The organism is Metapseudomonas otitidis, from assembly GCF_011397855.1.
Taxonomy (GTDB): Bacteria; Pseudomonadota; Gammaproteobacteria; order Pseudomonadales; family Pseudomonadaceae; genus Metapseudomonas; species Metapseudomonas otitidis.
Map to the genome: position 1 here is coordinate 1,163,640 of NZ_AP022642.1, position 15,895 is coordinate 1,179,534.

Consider the following 15,895-nt stretch of genomic DNA (forward strand, 5'->3'; position numbering starts at 1 on the left):
GTCAACTCAGTTTTCGCGGATGGGCGAAGGTGATGCGGAAACAGCTGCCGCCGCCTTCGCGGGGTCGATAGTCAAGGCGGGCCTGGTTGCTCTCGCACAGCTCGCGGGAGATGTACAGGCCGAGCCCGGTGCCCTTGTTCTCCGTGGTGTGGAAGGGCTCGAACAGGTGATGGAGCTGCTCCTCGGCGACGCCAGGGCCGTCGTCCATCACTTCCAGTATGGGCAGGTCGCTCTCGGCGTCACGGAAGAGTTTCAGCCAGACCTGTCCCTGCCGATGCTTCTGTGCGCTGTAGCGCAGGCCGTTCTGCACCAGGTTGGTCAGCACCTGGGTGAGCTGGTGGGGGTCCATGCGGGTCTGGATGCTCCCCGGATTGGTCTCAAGGTGAAGGGTCTGGCCCACCGGTGAGGCGCTGCGGAACTCGCTGGCGAATCGGTGCAGCCAGTACTTGAGATCCAGCAGCTGGGGTTCCGACTGGCGGCGCCGCGACAGTTGCAGGACGTTCTCGATGACGAGGTTCATCCGCCGGGAATGATCCTGGATGATCTGCGCCAGGCGGCGGTCGGGCCCCTCCAGCTCTTCGGACTCCTGCAACAGCTGGGCGGCATGACTGATGGCGCCCAGGGGATTGCGGATCTCATGGGCGATACCGGCGGTCAGCCGCCCGAGGGAGGCCAGCTTCAGCTGCTGCGCCTGCTGGGCGATCTGCGAGATATCTTCGAGGAAGACCAGCGTATCCAGCTGCTCACCGCGCTGCAGCTGGACGAAGCTGGGCTGCAGCACCGTGCCATCGGGTACCGGCTGCAGGCTCTGGGGGCGCAGGGTCGGGTTGTCCCACCACTGCTCCAGCCGCTTGAGCAGCTCCGGGCAGTGCGGCCCGAGGGGGCGCCCCGCCAGCCCGTCGTGCCCCAGCATCGCCTGGGCAGCCTGGTTGGCCAGCAACACCCGGTGACGGCTGTCCAGCACCAGGATGCCGGTGCGCATGCGCTGCAGGATGAGCGCGTTGAGCGCTTCCAGATTGGCCACGTCGGCAGCACGCTGCTCGGCCAGGGTCTCGCTCAACTGCAGGCGCCGGCTGATGCCCTGCACGAACAGGGCGCCTGCAAAGCACAGGGCTCCAAGCGCACCGGCCTGTACGTACTGGTTGGCCGCTTCCGGGCGCGACAAGCTCAGGTAGAAGGTCAGGTAGATCATCCCGATGGCGGCGACGGCGGCGATCAGCAGCCCGATTCGCCCACGCAGCAGGATGTTGGCAATGGCCACCGCAACGATGATCAGGTTGCCGATACCACTGGGCGAGCCGCCCGCTGCATAGAAGATGCAGGACAGCAGGATGACGTCCACCAGCGCCAGGCTGAACACCTGCAGCATGTGCTGGGGGCGGCGCACCATCAGCGCAATGAGGATGTTCAGCAGTAGATAGAACCAGCTGGCATTGCGGAACAGCTGGACACGGGCCAGGTTCAGCAACTCGCTGTCCAGCTCACTGGAAATCAGCCCGACCAGCGCCAGGCCGATGAGCAGGCGATACAGGTTGTAAAGGCGGAAGATCCGTCGGATCTGATTGCTCGCCAGGGAGGGCGACTCAGTGCTCGCCACTGGCCTTGCCTTGTTCGAGGTGGGCCTGGCTGCAGTACCAGCGCTGGGCACTGGGCAGGGCTTCGGACTGGGGAACGTGGACGCCACACTGGGCGCAGCGAACCATGGGGCTGGCGGCCGGCTCGGCGGGCGGAGCCTCCTGGCGGGGCGGGCGGGCCTTCATGCGGCGCCATACCCATACGGCAGCAAAAATGACGGCAATCCAGAAGATCAGGCGCAACATGCGTCGAACTCGAGTGTCCGGGGAAAGGCCAGCAGTTTAAGCCAAGGCGTTTCCCCACGCCCAGCAGCTAAAGGCAGTGCTGTGCACTGTGTCCTCGCAGGCATGAAAAAAGAGGCCCGCAGGCCTCTTTTTATTGTCCATCCGCCTCAGTCGAAGAGGCCGAAGGTCATGTAGCTGAACCAGGAGCGCTTCTTGCCGCCGGTATCGCCACCAGCCGAGGCGTTCTCGGGCTGGAGCTCGTCCGGGATTTCTTCCCTGGCGTCTTCGTACTGCTTGATCACGTCCTGGTTGGCGCGGGTCTGACCCGGGGGCAGCGGCGCTTCGCTCTCGATCAGGCCGAGGGTGGCCTTGGCCAGCCAGCTGCGGTTGTCGGCTTCGTCCTCGCGGGGCACGAACTGGCCATCGACCAGGCTCGGGTGCTCGGGGTAGTTCAGCTTCAGGGTTTCCAGGCTGGTCGCGGCCAGGTCATCCAGGCCCAGGCGCTGGTAGGACTCCACCATCACGGCCAGGCCATCACCCACGGCGGGGGTGCCCTGGAAGTTCTCCACCACGTAGCGACCGCGGTTGCCGGCGGCGACATAGGCCTGGCGGGTCAGGTAGTAGTGGGCGACGTGGATTTCGTAGGCGGCCAGCAGGTTGCGCAGGTAGACCATGCGCTGCTTGGCGTCCGGCGCGTAGCGGCTGTGGGGGTAGCGGCTGGTGAGCTGGGCGAACTCGTTGTAGGAGTCGCGGGCGGCACCCGGGTCACGCTTGGTCATGTCCAGCGGCAGGAAGCGCGCCAGCAGGCCACGATCCTGTTCGAAGGAGGCCAGGCCCTTCAGGTAATAGGCGTAGTCGACGTTGGCGTGCTGCGGGTGCAGGCGGATGAAACGCTCGGCGGCCGACTTGGCGGCCTCCGGCTCGACGTTCTTGTAGTAGGCGTAGATCAGCTCGAGCTGGGCCTGCTCGGCGTAGCGCCCGAAGGGGTAGCGGGACTCGAGGGCCTTGAGCTTGGCGACGGCGCTGGAATAGCTCTTGTTGTCCAGGTCGGACTGAGCCTGCTGGTACAGCTCGGACTCGCTCAGGTTCTCGTCGACCACTTCTTTGGAGGAACACGCGGCGGTGAGGGCGAGAATGGCGATCAGCAGCAGGTGTTTCACTTGCATGGTGGCTTGCGTCCCTGTGACGGTCCGCTGTCTTGGGCGGAGCCGTCCTGTTATGATGGGCGCCCTGGGCTTTCCCAGGACAAAGACGCCGTATTTAACCACAAGCGCGTGGCCGAAACCAAAGGCTGCGCCCCGCCGTTTTCGAGCATGTCCCCGACCAACAAACAGGCCATCCAACTGAGTGCCGAGGTGCCGTCCGATTTGGGCGGGCAACGCCTGGACCAGGTTGCCGCACAACTCTTCGACGAACACTCCCGCTCCCGCCTGTCCGCCTGGATCAAGGAAGGGCGACTCACTGTGGACGGCCAAGTGCTCCGCCCCCGCGACACCGTCTATGGCGGTTCCGTGCTGGCGCTCGATGCCGAACTGGAGTCCCAGGGCGAGTGGGTCGCCCAGGACATCGAGCTGAACATCGTCTACGAGGACGACCACCTGCTGGTGCTGGACAAGCCCGCCGGCCTGGTGGTGCACCCGGCGGCCGGCCACATGGACGGCACCCTGCTCAACGCCCTGCTGCACCATGCCCCCGACCTGGCCAATGTGCCCCGGGCCGGCATCGTGCATCGCCTCGACAAGGACACCACCGGCCTGATGGTGGTGGCCAAGACCCTCGAAGCCCACACCAAGCTGGTCGCCCAGTTGCAGGCCCGGACCGTCAGCCGCATCTATGAGGCCATCGTCGTCGGCGTGATCACCGCAGGTGGCAAGGTCGACGCCCCCATCGGCCGCAGCTCCCAGCAGCGCCAGCGCATGGGCGTGGTGGCCGGTGGCAAGCAGGCCGTCAGCCACTACCGCGTGCTGGAGCGGTTCCGTTCCCACACCCACACCCGGGTCAAGCTGGAGACCGGCCGCACCCACCAGATCCGCGTGCACATGGCCTACATCAACCACCCACTGGTGGGTGACCCGGTGTACGGCGGCCGCTTCCGCATTCCGCCGGCAGCGAGCCCGACCCTGGTACAGACGCTGAAAGAATTCCCCCGCCAGGCGCTGCATGCCCGCTTCCTGGAGCTCGACCACCCGGAAACCGGTGATCGCATGAAGTGGGAATCCCCGCTGCCCGATGACTTCGTCTGGCTGCTGACCCTGCTGCGGCAGGACAACGAGTCCTTCGTCTGATGACGGGCTGGCTCACGCCCGACTGGCCCGCCCCCGCGCGGGTCAGGGCCTGCGTGACCACCCGCGCAGACGGCGTCAGCCTTCCGCCTTACGACAGCTTCAACCTCGGTGACCACGTCGACGACGACCCCGCCGCCGTCGCCAGCAACCGCCTCAAGCTCACGACTACCCTCGGCTGCCAGCCCGCCTGGCTCAGCCAGGTACACGGCATCCGCGTGGTCGAAGCCGATCCCACTCGCGTAGAGACGGCAGACGCCAGCTGGAGCCAGACCCCCGGCATCGCCAGCCTGGTGATGACCGCCGACTGCCTGCCCGCGCTCTTCTGCAACCGCGACGGCACCCGTGTCGCAGCCGCTCATGCAGGCTGGCGCGGCCTGGCTAACGGCGTACTGGAAGCCACGCTGGATGCCCTGGCCACACCGGCGGACCAGATCCTGGTCTGGCTCGGACCGGCCATCGGTTCGGACGCCTTCGAAGTCGGCCCGGAGGTTCGCGACGCCTTCATCGCCCAGCACGCCGAAGCAGACGCCGCCTTCCGCCCCAGCGCAAACGCCGGCCGCTACCTGGCGGACATCTACGCCCTCGCCCGCATCCGCCTCGCCGCCCGTGGCATCACTGCGGTATATGGCGGCGGTTTCTGCACCGTCAGCGACCCGCGCTTCTACTCCTACCGCCGCGCCTCCCGCACCGGGCGCTTCGCGAGCCTCGTCTGGCTGGCCGATTGAGCCGCTGACCTGCATCAAGGCCGGGCACCTTGAATCGCCCAGAATCGTCCTTATCTACACTGCATCCCGGCGAGCTCATCGTCTTCGGGGCGCTCATCGCCCCAGCCCGCCCCTTAGAGGAAGGACTGCCCCATGCGCATAGATCGACTGACCAGCAAACTCCAACTGGCGCTGTCCGACGCCCAATCCCAGGCCGTCGGCCACGACCACTCGGCCATCGAGCCGCTGCACCTCATGCTCGCCCTGCTCGACCAGCAGGGCGGCTCCATTAAACCTCTGCTCATGCAGGTGGGCTTCGACATCGCCGCCCTGCGGGCGGGCCTGACCAAGGAACTCGACGGCCTGCCGAAGATCCAGAACCCCACCGGTGACGTGAACCTGTCCCAGGACCTCGCCCGCCTGCTCAACCAGGCCGACCGCCTGGCCCAGCAGAAAGGCGACCAGTTCATCTCCAGCGAACTGGTGGTGCTGGCCGCGATGGACGAAAACACTCGCCTGGGCAAGCTGCTGCTCGGCCAGGGCGTCACCCGCAAGGCCCTGGAGAACGCCATTGCCAACCTGCGCGGCGGCCAGGCCGTGAATGACCCCAACGTCGAGGAAGCCCGCCAGGCCCTGGACAAGTACACCGTCGACCTCACCAAGCGCGCCGAAGACGGCAAGCTCGACCCGGTGATCGGCCGTGACGACGAGATCCGCCGCACCATCCAGGTCCTGCAGCGCCGCACCAAGAACAACCCCGTGCTGATCGGCGAGCCCGGCGTCGGCAAGACCGCCATCGCCGAAGGCCTGGCCCAGCGCATCATCAACGGCGAAGTACCCGACGGCCTGAAGGACAAGCGCCTGCTGGCCCTGGACATGGGCGCCCTGATCGCCGGCGCCAAGTTCCGTGGCGAGTTCGAAGAGCGCCTCAAGGCCGTACTCAATGAACTGTCCAAGCAGGAAGGCCGCGTAATCCTCTTCATCGACGAGCTGCACACCATGGTCGGCGCCGGCAAGGCCGAAGGCGCCATGGACGCCGGCAACATGCTCAAGCCGGCCCTGGCCCGTGGCGAACTGCACTGCGTTGGCGCCACCACCCTGGACGAGTACCGCCAGTACATCGAGAAGGACGCCGCCCTGGAGCGCCGCTTCCAGAAAGTCCTGGTGGACGAGCCCAGTGAGGAAGACACCATCGCCATCCTCCGTGGCCTGAAGGAGCGCTACGAGGTGCACCACGGCGTGACCATCACCGACGGTGCCATCATCGCCGCCGCCAAGCTCTCGCACCGCTACATCACCGACCGCCAGCTGCCGGACAAGGCCATCGACCTGATCGACGAAGCCGCCAGCCGCATCCGCATGGAGATCGACTCCAAGCCCGAAGCCCTCGACCGCCTGGACCGCCGCCTGATCCAGCTGAAGATCGAGCGCGAGGCCATGAAGAAGGAAGAGGACGAGGCCGCCATCAAACGCCTGGCCAAGCTGGAGGACGACATCCTCAAGCTGGAACGCGAATACGCCGACCTGGAGGAAATCTGGAAATCGGAGAAAGCCGAAGTCCAGGGGTCCGCCCAGATCCAGCAGAAGATCGAACAGGCCCGCACCGAGCTGGAAGCCGCCCGCCGCAAGGGCGACCTGAACCGCATGGCCGAACTGCAGTACGGCATCATCCCCGACCTGGAGCGCAGCCTGCAGATGGTCGACCAGCACGGCAAGCCGGAGAACCAGCTGCTGCGCAACAAGGTGACCGACGAGGAGATCGCCGAGGTCGTCTCCAAGTGGACCGGCATCCCGGTGGCCAAGATGCTCGAAGGTGAGCGCGACAAGCTGCTGCGCATGGAAGACGAGCTGCACAAGCGCGTCATCGGCCAGCATGAAGCCGTGGTCGCCGTGGCCAACGCCGTGCGTCGTTCCCGCGCCGGCCTGGCCGACCCGAACCGGCCCAGCGGCTCCTTCCTGTTCCTCGGCCCGACGGGCGTGGGCAAGACCGAGCTGTGCAAGGCCCTGGCCGAGTTCCTCTTCGACACTGAAGAGGCGCTGGTGCGCATCGACATGTCCGAGTTCATGGAGAAACACTCCGTGGCCCGCCTCATCGGTGCCCCTCCGGGTTACGTCGGCTACGAGGAAGGCGGCTACCTGACCGAAGCCGTGCGTCGCAAGCCCTACTCCGTCGTGCTGATGGACGAAGTGGAGAAGGCCCACCCGGACGTCTTCAACATCCTCCTGCAGGTGCTGGAGGACGGCCGCCTGACCGACAGCCACGGCCGCACCGTCGACTTCCGCAACACCGTGGTGGTGATGACCTCCAACCTCGGCTCCGCGCAGATCCAGGAGCTGGTGGGCGACCGTGAGGCCCAGCGCGCGGCGGTGATGGATGCCGTCAGCAGCCACTTCCGCCCGGAATTCATCAACCGGATCGACGAAGTCGTGGTGTTCGAGCCCCTGGGCCGCGACCAGATCGGCGGCATCGCCAGCATCCAACTGCAACGCCTGCGCAAACGCCTGGCCGAACGCGACCTGAGCCTGGAGCTGAGCCCGGAAGCCCTCGACAAGCTGATTGCCGTTGGCTACGACCCGGTCTACGGCGCCCGCCCGCTCAAGCGCGCCATCCAGCGCTGGATCGAGAACCCGCTGGCCCAGCAGATCCTCGCCGGCCAGTTCGCCCCGGGCGTTGCTATCCACGCTCGGGTCGAGGGGGAGGAGATCGTCTTCGACTGAGCCAGGCTGAAAAAGCCCCGCACAAGCGGGGCTTTTTTCATGCTTGCGCAACTGTCAGATCAGCCCCAACACCACCTCCAACGCCCTGGCCTGATCCTCCGCCAGGTCGATGATGTGGAATCCCGCCCAGGCGTGCTGGCCGTCCGCGCCGGGGCGGCTCCAGAGGCAGTCGGCGCCGAGGCGGACTTCGGTAATGCCGTCCACGGGTTCGGCGGGGACCAGGCGGCACTCCCAGACGGAATCGGTGGCCAGCGGCGCTTCGCTGAACAGCATGAAGCCATCCAGGGAGAGGTCCACCACGCGGCCCAGGCGGTTGCCGGAATGCAGGTCGTAGACCTCCACCTGGATGCCCGCGTTGTGGCGACTGTGATGACGGCGGTCTTCCATGGTGGCTCCTCAGTTGGCTCGCGGGCTGCGGCCGGTGAAGCGCTGCAGGACCCGGTAGATGGCGCCCAGCGCCCGGTCCATCAGCGGTACGTTGTGTTCGGGGGCGACGATGCGTGCGTTGCCGCGCTCCATGTCCTGCGCCAGCTGGGTGATCGGCTTGATCGCCACGCGCTGGCCGCTGTGGTCGACGAACATGTAGTTGCGGGTCGTCGGGCTGTACCAGGACAGCTTCAGCGTGCGGCTCTGACCGTTCTCGACGAACTCGAACCAGGTGTTGAACTCCAGGCTTTCCAGCTCCTTGACCAGCGCCTGCGCGCGGGGTGAAAGGCTGGCGGGCCGACGTTCCGCGAGGCTGGCGTCTTCACCCAGCATTTCGCTGAGCGGGCTTTTCGGCAGTTCCGGGTTGAGTTGTGCCGCGACCTGCGGCTGCTTGCCTTGCACGGCGTGCTGGCAGGCCACCAAGTCCTGCAGCAGGCGGCGGATGCCGTCCTCGTGGTAGCCACCGAGCAGCTCAAGCCCCTTGCGCAGGTCTTCCAGCATCCCGACCCGCAGCCCCTGGAGGCGCTCACGCCCCCGGGCATCGAGCGGGGTGCCGCTCCAGGCCAGTTGGTCGGCCACCTCGCAGGCGCGTCGCCATTCCTCCCCGGCGTCGCCGTGGCGCAGCAGCACGAACACCAGCACGTCGCTCCAGGTCTGCTCCAGGAAGTGGCGGATGATCTTCGGCAGCTCGCGGCCCTCGAGGAGGCGCGCGATGGCGTCCACCGAGCGCTGACGGGCTTCCAGCAGGCGGTCGCGGCCTTTGGCTGCTTCCACCGCGCGGCGTTCACGCAATTCGACCTTGTGGCGCAGCGTGGCGACGTATTCGTTGAACTCGTCCTGCAGGGAATCGAACAGCTGGAGATCGCCGGCAAAGCCGTGGATCACCCGCTCCACCACCCACTGCATCTTCGCCAGCAGACCCTTCTCCTCGCTTTCACCGCCGTACAGCGCACCGGCCTGGGCCATGGTGTTGAGCAGGCGGCGGGCCGGGTGGTGATGCTGGGTGAACAGCGCCTTGTCCTGCAGCGCCACCTTCAGGTAGGGCGTGTGCAGGTGGGAGAGGGCGGTCTTGCAGGTGTCCGGCAGGCTGTCATCGTCGAGGATGAAGTCGAACAGCATGCCGACCAGGTCGATCACGTCCGCTTCCTGCTCGGCCACCTTTTGTTGGCCCGGCTGCGCGCTGTGGCTTTCCAGTTGCTGGTGCAGGTCCGCCTTCAGGCCCTCGACTCGCTGGGGTTGCTGCAGGCGTGAGGCCAGGTCGTGGGCCGATTGTTGCTGCAAGCGGTTCAGCGCCTCCAGCAGGTCGGCCGCGCTGTAGGTCCGTGTTGCGCCCTGCGGGGCATAGCTGACGATGCTGGGTGTGCCGGTGAAGGCGACCCCAGCTTCCTGATTGAGCCGGCGATGCTCCTCCAGCAATGCCGACAGGCCGCTGTACAGCGCACCAGGCTCCTGGGGCGGCGGTGCCGAAAGATCGGCCGGCGGCGAGGCCGGGCCGGAGGCGGCGGGCGCGGGGGCATCCTGGCGTGGAGCCGGCTCGCGGGGCTGCGGCTTGGCAGGGGCGGCCTGGCGTTGCGCGGTGTACTTGAGGTTGGGCAACACGCCGGCATCGATGAGGCGCTTGTTGAGCCCGTCGTACAGACCATCCAGCCCCTGCATTACCTGCTGGTCGAAGAGCATATAAAGGATGGTCTTGATGCGCAGGGGGAAGGGCATGTTCTGCAGCGCATCGCGGAACGACTGGGCGATGACCTGGGGGCCGAAGGGGTTGCTGTCCTCACCGAGCTTGCGACCGTTGTTGAGCAGCGCCAGGCGCTGGTCCAGCGCAAAGAGTGGCTGGGCGCAACGCGCCTTGACCCGGCTGACCATGTTGGTGACCAGCAGGCTCTCTTCGTAGACCTCGTTCTGGATCAGCTCCAGGTGGTCGGCGTCCAGCTGGGTGACCTTCGCCTCGGGCTCGCGGCCCTCCATGAAGTCACCGAACTGCTGGGCGATGCGCTGGTGATAGAGGCGTTCGATTTGCGGTCGCTGTCGACGGATCTCGCGCATGCTGTCGAAGAACAGCGTCTGCACCTGATTGTTCTCGGCTTTTTCCGCGCATTCGAAAAGGGTGTCGTCGACCTGGGCGAAGACGCCGGTCAGGTGCTCGGCAAGGTGGTTCATCACCAGCTTGCGACAGCCCAGCACGAGATCGCCGAAGCGCGGTTGGATACCTCGGTTGGCCAGCGTGGCGACCGGGCGGGGAGGAGGCGGTGTATCTTGGCGGCTCATGGGCCCTGTCGCCTGGGCCTTGCGGCCGGCGCGTCCTGCGTTGTGTCGGATGAGGCACAGATATAGCAGCGGGCGCATCAACTGCAAAGCACTGAATAAAATCGCTTTTAAGGGGTTGACAGCCGATTCGCCATACGTAAAATGGCGCGCCTCTGCAGCAGCAATCTGAAAGACGAAGCCGCAGAGATTGGAAATGTGAAGTTCCGCGATAGCTCAGTCGGTAGAGCAAATGACTGTTAATCATTGGGTCCCTGGTTCGAGTCCAGGTCGCGGAGCCAACTTCCAAAACGGGGTATAGCGCAGTCCGGTAGCGCGCCTGCTTTGGGAGCAGGATGTCGGGAGTTCGAATCTCTCTACCCCGACCAATCCAAATTTCGGGTCGTTAGCTCAGTCGGTAGAGCAGTTGGCTTTTAACCAATTGGTCGTAGGTTCGAATCCTACACGACCCACCATATAGACGGTCGCCCAGGCATCTCTTGGTCGACGACGAGAAGCCCACTTGAACAGGTGGGCTTTTTCGTTTCTGCTCGTTCGTTCCGGCGCGCCGGGTCATCCACCAGACCTTCCGCGACTTCCTTCCTGCTGCCTCCGTCGCCTGCCTGCGTCCGGTTGTCGCAGTTACCCATTCTTTTCAGGTCTGCTGGCCGACATCGTTTGTCTGGCGCGTTCCGTCGAACGCCGTTTCGCCTGCCCGTCTTCCGCTGCATCCGCTCAGGTCTGGAGTCGGACCTGTCGGGTCTGATTCCCCCGCCTTATCCACCGCGAATGCCCTGTCATGCACATGGTCTTTCCTCGTCCCAGGGGCTGGGAAAGACTCCGCCCCACGTCAGAACGGCCCGGGACACCACCACCACCCGGCCGGGCGTGCCGGGCCCGCCCCCTGCAATCCGACCCCATCGGCCGCCCCGCGGCTGGCCGAAGGAGAAGGCTGGGCGGCCCGACGGGATAGGGATCCCCGTAGAGGTTGCGAATGTAGAGCAGTACGCAAGCGGGTATCCGGATGCCCTCTACATGACCACGTTTCACCAAGGGCACGCAGCCAGGAGAGGGAACATGAGCAACACAAGCGCCGGGGTGAAGGGCAAGGACGTCCAGATCGCCAAGGAAGTAGCTGTCCCGCAGGACTTCGAAACGCCAGAAACCATTTCCAGGCGGAGCTCGGTCAGGCTCGCCAACATCCGCAAGGCCGGTGAATCCAAGCGCACCGCCAACGACAGCCAGCTGGTCTGGTTCGACAGCGCCCAGCTGGCCAGCAAGCGCCCCGACGACGGCATCTTCGTCCGCGTCATCAACTCGCTGTACACCGGCATCGTCCTCTATATGGACAACCTCGCCGAACTGCTCCCCGCCGTACCGGCGCGCATGCACGTGGTGCTGCGGCTGCGCAACGCCGCCGAGCTCAAGGCCTTCCGCGAGGGCGCGGACTTCGAAGCCTTCAAGAAGGGCGCCGCCGCCCGCAACCGCTCTGTCGCCCTGAACGACGCCGAGGCCCTGGCCGAACTGGGCCAGGACGGCCTGCTCACCTGCTTCACCAGCTACGTGGACGACCGCGACAGCCTGCTCGGCGCCATCGACCAGGGACTGCGCTTCAACTACCTGTGGATCCTCTTCCGCGACCCCACCAACATCCCCCTGGAGCTGGTGATCGCCTCGCTGCAGCCCACCTCCACCGTCCTGATGAAGGAGATCAAGGCGCCCACCGACGTCGACGACGCCATCGTCTCCTACGGCGTAATGGAATACGGCGCCGAAGGGGTGATCTTCTCCCCACGTGACCACGGCGTGATGAGCGAATTCCTCGCCCGCATGTCCCAGGCGCAGAGCTACGCCAACCTCAACATCCAGGTCGGCACCGTCATCGACAGCCGCCCCGTCGGCATGGGCTACCGCGCCTGCATCGACGCCGCCACCCTGTTCGAGCCCGACGAAGGCATGCTGGTCGGCAGCACCTCCCAGGGCGGCGTGCTCTGCTGCCCCGAGGTCTACTTCCTGCCCTACATGGAACTGCGGCCGTTCCGCGTCAACGCCGGTGCCGTGCACTCCTACGTGTTCAACACCGACAACCGCACCGACTACATGAGCGAGCTGAAGGCCGGCTCGCCGATCATGATCGTCAACTCCAAGGGCCGCGTGCGCCGCGCCGCCGTCGGCCGCATGAAGATCGAGCAGCGCCCGCTGCGCCTGATCGAAGTGGAGTTCCCCGGCAAGGAGCGGGTCAACGTCCTCATGCAGGACGACTGGCACGTGCGCATCTTCTCCGACGCCGCCAAGCCCCTGAACATTTCCGAGCTCAAGCCCGGCGACAAGGTCCTCGGCTACGTCACCGAGCCCGGGCGCCACGTCGGCATCAAGATCAACGAATCGATCATCGAGAAATAGAGGGCGCCATGAGCTACATCAGCAGAGTTCTCCGAGAACGGCGGCTGTTGTTCCCGGCCTCGCGCCGCGGCTTGATCGTCCCCATCGACCACGGCCTGACCCTCGGACCGATTGCCGGCATGACCCAGACCGCCGACTTCGAGAAGTGGATCGGCAGCGACCACATCAGCGCCATCATTGCCCACAAGGGCCTGATCGAGCGGCTCATCCTGCGGGACATGTTGCACCCGGCCACCGGCATCATCCTCCACCTCAACGGTATGGCCAGCATCGCTCCCGAGCCCGACACCAAGATCCCCGTCGCCAGCGTCGATGCAGCGCTGGAGCTGGGGGCGGACGCGGTGTCCCTGCAGGTCAACTTCACCGAGGACAACTTCCAGCACAACGTCGCCCAGCTCGGCGCCATGACCGACGCCGCCCACGCCGCCGGCCTGCCCATCCTCACCATGCTCTACGACAAGGTGCGCGGGCTCACCGCCCAGGAGCGCCAGCGGCGCCTCAGCCACCTGGTGCGGGTGGTCGCCGAACTCGGCTCCGACGCCGTCAAGCTGGCCTTGCCGGAAACCAGCGTCGAGTGCACCGAACTGGTGGAGACCCACTGCCGCGACATCCGCATCTTCTTCGCCGGCGGCGAGCGCACCGAGGACGAACGGCTGCTGGCCATGACCCGCGCCATGCTCGCCAGTGGCGCCGCCGGGCTCTGCGTCGGCCGCAACGTCTTCCAGCACCCCCGCCCCCTCGACCTGCTGCGCCGCCTGGCGGACTGCATCCGGGGCGAAACGGAATACCTCAGCCGCGCCGTGTGAATGGAACTCAACCGACGGCCGCCCCGCGGCCGTCCAGGAGAAGGTCAATGGAACACCTCGACATGCGCGCCGACGGCCGCAACGACTACGTGCTGTCCCCCCTCTGGACGGACCTCTTCCCCGAGGGCCTGCTCGGCCAGCTCAGGGCCAACCCCTTCCTCGTGGCCTGCCGCAACGGCGCGGTCAGCCTCGACCAGCTGCGCCACTTCCTCATCCAGCACCACTATTACTCCCAGTACTTCACCCGCTACCTGTGCGCCCTCATGGGCAGCCTGGCCGACCAGGGCGAGTTCAAGGCCCTGTCCCACAACCTCACCGAAGAGCTCTCCGGCGGCGACAGCGTCGACATCTCCCACGCCGAGCTGTACCGCCGCTCCATGGACCTGATGGCCGCCGCCCCGCGCAGCCGCCCGCTGCTGGACGGCACCCGCCAGCTCATCGACGCCATGTTCCGCCACTGCCGCAGCAGCGACCCGCTGGACGGCCTGGCCGCACTCTGCCTCGGCGCCGAAGCCATCGTCCCGCTGATCTACGGCCCGGTGCTCGACGCCCTGCGCAGCCACAACGCCCCGGCCGAGGCCGAGCACTTCTTCGTCCTGCACATCGAAGAGGACGAGCAGCACGCCGTCGTCATGCGCGACATCATCGACCGCATGCTCGGCGAGCGGCCCTACCTGCGCAGCCGGGTCATCGCCATCGGCGAAGAGATGGTCCACCTGCGCATGAACATGCTCGCCGAACTGGTCGGGCAGGGCAGCGGCACCTGCCAGGCCCAGGGCACCCTCACCAGCCCCGACGCCCTCCAGGCCCTGCGCGCCGACGCCAGCCTCGGCAGCGCCAACTTCCTCGACCGCTGCCTGGCCCTGAGCACCACTGCCGACCAGCCGTTCCTGTTCCTCGACCGGCCGCTGCACCTCCTGCAGGGCGCCCCGGTCAGCGCCCTTGGCCTCAACGACCTGCAGCGCCACCGCATGGCCCTGGCCGACTGGTACCTGCAACAGGGCGTCAAGCCCGGCGACGTGGTGGCCGTCAGCGTCGAGGACGGGCTCATGCCCATGCTCCACTACCTCGCCCTCACCAGCCTCGGCGCGGCCATCTCCCTGATGAACCCGGCCATGCCCGCCGAGTTCGGCCTCGCCTACATGGCCGAGAACGGCTTCGAGCGCCTGGTCACCGACAGCGCCACCCTGGCCACCAGCGCCTTCGTCCGCCAGTGGCGCAACCAGGCGCCCCAGGCCGTGCTCGATGTCAGCCTGTCGCGCCTCGACCCGGACCCGCAGCTGCCCGCCTGGTGGCCGCTGGAGCCCGAGGACTCGACCCTGGTCATGCTCAGCCACACCTCCGGCACCACCGGCCTGCCCAAGGCCGTGCGCTTCGAGCACCGGCAGTTCTTCATGGGCAAGCGCGCCCGCATCGGCCGCTTCGCCGAAGGCCCCGACGAGCGCCTGCTGACCGCCCTGCCGCAGTCCCACTCGGCGGCCATCAGCCACCTGGAGACGGCCATCCTCCACGGCATCCCCACCTACGTGCTGGGCACCCAGGACGGCCAGGCCCTGCGCGAAGCCATCCGCTACTTCCAGCCCACCACCGTGGTCGCCTTCCCGCGCAGCTACGTGCTGCTGGTGGACGGCGGCATCCACCCCGGCGAATTCCCCGGCGTGCGCCGCTGGTTCGCCATGGGCGACGCCTCCCACCAGAGCCACGTGCGCGCCATCCTCGACGGCGCCCCGCAGTCGCGCTTCATCGACGCCTTCGGCAGCTCCGAACTGGGCATGGCCCTGTTCCGCAGCGAATCCACCCGCGAATCCCTGGCCGACCAGCGCTCCATCGGTCGCCCGGTGGACATCGCCGTGGCCAAGGTCCTCGACCCCCGCAGCGGCGAAGAAGTGAAGCCCGGCGAAGTCGGCCTGCTGGCCGTGCGCTCGCCCACCGTCACCTCCGGCTACTGGAAGCAGCCGCAGAAGACCGTCGAAGCCTGGCGCGGCGGCTACTTCCTCACCGGCGATGTCGCCTACTGCCGCGACGGCGAGTTCTTCCAGATCGACCGCGCCGTGGACGTCATCGAAGCCACCGGCGGTGCCCTCTACACCCTGCAGCTGGAAGAGGCCGCGCAGCAGGTGGAAGGCATCTGCGACGTCACCGTGGTCGGCGTCGACCCCGCTCATGCCGAGGGCACCCGTGTGCTCGCCATCGTCCTGCCCGAACGGCAGGCGCTGGACCAGGCCGCCACCCTGGCCGCCCGCGTCCTGCCCGCTCTGCACCAGGCCGCCGCACGCCGGGGCGTGACCCTGGCGAACGGCGAACTGGCCGTGGCCGTGGCCAGCGACCTCGCGTTCCTCCCCGTCGGCGCCACCGGCAAGGTCCTCAAGCGCCGCCTGCGCGGCCTGGCCGAGACCCTGCTGGCCGGCCAGCACGAACAGGCCCTGCTGCACCTGCAGCGCCAGGCCGGGGAATCCGAACGCCCGCTGGCTTCCACCGGAACCGAGCGCTGAGCGCGCCCACGAACAAGG

11 protein-coding genes and 3 tRNA genes are annotated in these 15,895 nt (G+C 66.8%); 9 read left to right on the forward strand and 5 right to left on the reverse strand.

Features of this window, described 5'->3' with window-relative positions; translation table 11 throughout:
- Window position 1: 1 nt before the first annotated feature.
- From PotMrB4_RS05475 to PotMrB4_RS05485, 3 genes are all read right to left on the reverse strand, one after another.
- Window positions 2–1,597, reverse strand: a complete 1,596-nt coding sequence (locus tag PotMrB4_RS05475; protein WP_074973001.1) for a sensor histidine kinase — start codon at window positions 1,595–1,597, stop codon at window positions 2–4.
- Window positions 1,584–1,820, reverse strand: a complete 237-nt coding sequence (locus PotMrB4_RS05480; RefSeq protein ID WP_172432732.1) for a PP0621 family protein — start codon at window positions 1,818–1,820, stop codon at window positions 1,584–1,586. The genes PotMrB4_RS05475 and PotMrB4_RS05480 overlap by 14 nt, the downstream gene beginning before the upstream one ends.
- Window positions 1,821–1,966: 146 nt before the next feature.
- Complete coding sequence (locus PotMrB4_RS05485) at window positions 1,967–2,965, reverse strand: outer membrane protein assembly factor BamD (protein WP_044410365.1); 999 nt, start codon at window positions 2,963–2,965, stop codon at window positions 1,967–1,969.
- A 147-nt stretch (window positions 2,966–3,112) separates the two neighbouring features.
- Between PotMrB4_RS05485 and rluD the strand changes: the two genes are divergently transcribed.
- The 3 genes from rluD (at window position 3,113) to clpB (ending at window position 7,506) form a co-directional block, all read left to right on the forward strand.
- Entirely contained in the window at window positions 3,113–4,084 is a 972-nt protein-coding gene (gene rluD / locus PotMrB4_RS05490; RefSeq protein WP_044410847.1) for a 23S rRNA pseudouridine(1911/1915/1917) synthase RluD, read from the forward strand.
- Window positions 4,084–4,809, forward strand: coding sequence for a peptidoglycan editing factor PgeF (gene pgeF, locus PotMrB4_RS05495; protein WP_172432733.1), 726 nt, complete (start codon window positions 4,084–4,086; stop codon window positions 4,807–4,809). Before rluD ends, pgeF begins: the two co-directional genes overlap by 1 nt.
- Window positions 4,810–4,941: 132 nt before the next feature.
- A complete protein-coding gene (gene clpB / locus PotMrB4_RS05500) occupies window positions 4,942–7,506 on the forward strand; it encodes an ATP-dependent chaperone ClpB (protein ID WP_074972995.1) in 2,565 nt (854 codons plus the stop codon).
- A gap of 54 nt (window positions 7,507–7,560) precedes the next feature.
- On the opposite strand, the gene PotMrB4_RS05505 is transcribed toward clpB, so the two are convergent.
- Together PotMrB4_RS05505 and PotMrB4_RS05510 are read right to left on the reverse strand one after the other, a co-directional pair.
- Window positions 7,561–7,893, reverse strand: coding sequence for a PilZ domain-containing protein (locus tag PotMrB4_RS05505; RefSeq protein ID WP_165665001.1), 333 nt, complete (start codon window positions 7,891–7,893; stop codon window positions 7,561–7,563).
- 9 nt (window positions 7,894–7,902) lie between these two features.
- The gene (locus tag PotMrB4_RS05510) at window positions 7,903–10,200 is read right to left on the reverse strand and encodes a DUF1631 domain-containing protein (RefSeq protein ID WP_172432734.1); all 2,298 of its coding nucleotides are present in this window, start codon (window positions 10,198–10,200) and stop codon (window positions 7,903–7,905) included.
- A 202-nt stretch (window positions 10,201–10,402) separates the two neighbouring features.
- Between PotMrB4_RS05510 and PotMrB4_RS05515 the strand changes: the two genes are divergently transcribed.
- The 6 genes from PotMrB4_RS05515 to PotMrB4_RS05540 all read left to right on the forward strand — a co-directional run bounded on the left by PotMrB4_RS05515 (window position 10,403) and on the right by PotMrB4_RS05540 (window position 15,877).
- Window positions 10,403–10,478 (forward strand) — tRNA-Asn (locus tag PotMrB4_RS05515).
- A 10-nt stretch (window positions 10,479–10,488) separates the two neighbouring features.
- A tRNA-Pro gene (locus PotMrB4_RS05520) sits at window positions 10,489–10,565 on the forward strand.
- An 11-nt stretch (window positions 10,566–10,576) separates the two neighbouring features.
- Window positions 10,577–10,652 (forward strand) — tRNA-Lys (locus tag PotMrB4_RS05525).
- Between the two features lie 601 nt (window positions 10,653–11,253).
- Entirely contained in the window at window positions 11,254–12,579 is a 1,326-nt protein-coding gene (locus PotMrB4_RS05530) for a 3-dehydroquinate synthase II (protein ID WP_083422472.1), read from the forward strand.
- An 8-nt stretch (window positions 12,580–12,587) separates the two neighbouring features.
- Entirely contained in the window at window positions 12,588–13,385 is a 798-nt protein-coding gene (locus PotMrB4_RS05535) for a class I fructose-bisphosphate aldolase (protein WP_044403758.1), read from the forward strand.
- A gap of 47 nt (window positions 13,386–13,432) precedes the next feature.
- Window positions 13,433–15,877, forward strand: a complete 2,445-nt coding sequence (locus tag PotMrB4_RS05540) for an AMP-binding protein (RefSeq protein ID WP_172432735.1) — start codon at window positions 13,433–13,435, stop codon at window positions 15,875–15,877.
- The last annotated feature ends 18 nt before the right edge of the window (window positions 15,878–15,895 follow it).